Genomic DNA, 2,514 nt, shown 5'->3' with positions numbered 1-2,514 from the left:
GGCCGTCCTCTGCCGGATGCGGATGTCACTACTCGACCCGAAGCACCTACGTGCTTGGGTTGGCGTGACGGCTGTTTCCAAGGTTTAGCGGTCAATACAAAAGCGCCTATGCCCTGCAGGACATAGGCGCTCTTCGTGGTCAAACCCTTACGACTAGCTCTTCACCCACTTCTCATGCCGAGCCCATCGCTGGTGCGCGAGTGCAGAGACTTCGGCTTGCGTGGGAGGAGTTTCCACCGGCGTGTCCTCGTCCTCCGGGTGACTGAGCCTAGTTGCCTGGAGAAGCCCGTCCAGCATCTCGGTCTGCAAGTCGTCCGGCATGTGGTTGCCTGGATTCGCATGATGCGTGGCCGGCGCGAGTTGAGTCATCTTCGGTCGCGGCAGCTTTTGCGGTGCGTCAGTCCTGACTGTCGTCTCGATGAATAAATGGGAAAATGAGGTGGCCTCCTCCTCCCGCTTGCTCAATGACTTCTCGATCCCGAACGCCTCACGCACGGTCTTCAGGATCGACGTGTGCTGCAGCTTGTCCTTGCACACCATGCCCCTCTCAACCCACGGTGAAACGATTAGTGCCGGCACACGGAGGCCCAGGCGGTCGAACTTAAACTCGGGCGGATGATGATTGCCGCCGTTGTCGTCGGGGCGCGGCGAGTCGATGTCGTCGGGGTTTGATGCTCCTGGCGGAATCTCATGGTCCGGAAAGCCGCCGTGCTCGTCATATGTCACGATGAGCGCACACTTGCCCCACGTCTCGTCATGTGCGCGGAGGGCGTCGTAGACATCCGCGATGAGCTGCTCACCCCAACGGACGTCTGCGGGTGCGTGCTGATCGTTCTGTGGCGCATAGTGCGTGGAGTTGAACCGCGGCACGATGAAAGAGTAGTTCGGCAACTCCCCCTTCTCGATGTCCTGGGCGAACCGCGGCTTGAAGCGGCGGAAATTCTCCATCTTGTTCGCCAGCCTGGTAAAGTTCTTGACCTCGTTGAGATCAAAGTCGTAGACCGCCCAGGTCTTACCTGCTCGCTCGACCAGCTCGTAGATCGTGAGCGAGTCGAACGGCCGCTTGAAGACGTTGTGGGCGAATCCTTCCGACGTGCCCGCGTGGACATACAGGCGATTGGGATGGGTTGGACCCGGTACTTCGCAGAACCATTGCTCGCAAAGCACAAAGTGATCAGCGAGCGCGTTGATCGCGGGCAGGTCGGTCGGACTAAAAACCTTCATCACGACATCCACGTCCTGGTCGGTGAAGTCGCCCCGCGTGTCCTGTCCAAGAGCTTCGCGGTAGCTTGAGACGAAGCCACTTCCTTTCGCCTGGCCTTGGGCTTCCTTATCACCGAACAGCTGCTCGTTGACATCCACTACGTTGTGGAACGGTCCGCGCCCGTGCTTGGTTGGAATGGAGAACGGGGCGCCCCCTTGGATTGGAACCTCGCGCCCGCCGTCGTCCACATTCACCAAGACCGGATTTCCCTGAGAGTCCTTTATCCCGTTCACGCCTTGGCGGAGTCCAAAGATGTGGTCGAAAGATCGGTTCTCCAACATGAGAACCACAAAGTGCTCAATATTTGCCATTGGCTTCTCCGAAGAGGACACATTGTTGCCCGTGAGCCCGGGTCTTGAAAGGCCAGGGACAGGCAAATCGGGGTGGGGCAACGCGGGTTACCGCCATCAAAACGCCAGTTGCTGCCTGATTTATGCTCTTTACAAAGTACACATTCGCTAAGGAAACGCTGACTTATTCGAGGAGATGGTCATCGCAGATACGATTCCGGCTGACGCCACTCTTTCCGGCGTCTTCGTAGGTCCGACGATGGAGATCTTGTGGGCGGCGGCGAATTCTGCAATCGAGCGCTTCTGGTTCTCGGGCGAGTAATGCTGATACTCAGTCGACATGCGAATGCATTGCGCCGCTGGTCTCACAATGAAAGCCGCTCGCCCGCCGCTCATTGAGCTCAGCACCTGTCACTCCTCGCAACGACCACGATTAGTCATAGATCGTCACTCAGGCAAGTCAAGCAATCTTGCGCGCAGTCACGAAATGTTCATGGAGAGCAGCTCCTTAAAAATTGGTGGGAGACCGAACCTCGCGCCACGGGTGATGTAGTTGGCTGACGCGCAACTAATTGGATTCCGCCCGTGAAAATGCCTACGCCTACGAGGCTCATAGGCCTCTACGGCTTCTCGCGCATCGCCATTGGAACATCCGTAGGGACATTCGAAGGTGGTCCCGGAAACGTCGCACGCGCTTTGAAGTTCTTGCGCTCGGAACTGGACCAGCACGATAATGATGTTGCCATCGCCATCTGCCTCACCGATGGCGCGTGCTTCGGTATCATTCTCAGCAAGTGGCAAATCCCAGAATCCGTCGAAAAATTTGAGCGCTTCCTTACCGGCCTGGGTTTTTACGAGGCAACGCATAGTGACTAGCACCTGCGGACAACGGAGCTCATATCACTAGAGGGAGCTCATTTGCGGCCCCTCGATCCCACCGGCAGTCGACCGTAGACGACC

Annotated in this window: 2 protein-coding genes; one reads left to right on the top strand and one right to left on the bottom strand. The window is 57.7% G+C overall.

Annotation, left to right across the window (positions count from 1 at the left end; translation table 11 throughout):
* Positions 1 to 153: 153 nt before the first annotated feature.
* Positions 154 to 1,575, bottom strand: a complete 1,422-nt coding sequence (locus tag HV744_RS36395) for an alkaline phosphatase family protein (RefSeq protein ID WP_175154062.1) — start codon at positions 1,573 to 1,575, stop codon at positions 154 to 156.
* A 564-nt stretch (positions 1,576 to 2,139) separates the two neighbouring features.
* Here HV744_RS36395 and HV744_RS36390 point away from each other — a divergent pair.
* On the top strand, positions 2,140 to 2,430 hold the full coding sequence (locus tag HV744_RS36390; RefSeq protein WP_175154061.1) for a hypothetical protein: 291 nt from the start codon (positions 2,140 to 2,142) through the stop codon (positions 2,428 to 2,430).
* Positions 2,431 to 2,514 lie beyond the last annotated feature (84 nt).

The organism is Paraburkholderia ultramafica, from assembly GCF_902859915.1.
GTDB classification, from domain to species: domain Bacteria; phylum Pseudomonadota; class Gammaproteobacteria; order Burkholderiales; family Burkholderiaceae; genus Paraburkholderia; species Paraburkholderia ultramafica.
This window is presented reverse-complemented; position numbering and strand designations above follow the sequence as displayed.

Excerpts from the sequence above, each read along its gene's own strand:
- HV744_RS36395 (WP_175154062.1), bottom strand. The coding sequence starts at position 1,575 with ATGGCAAATATTGAGCACTTTGTGGTTCTCATGTTGGAGAACCGATCT.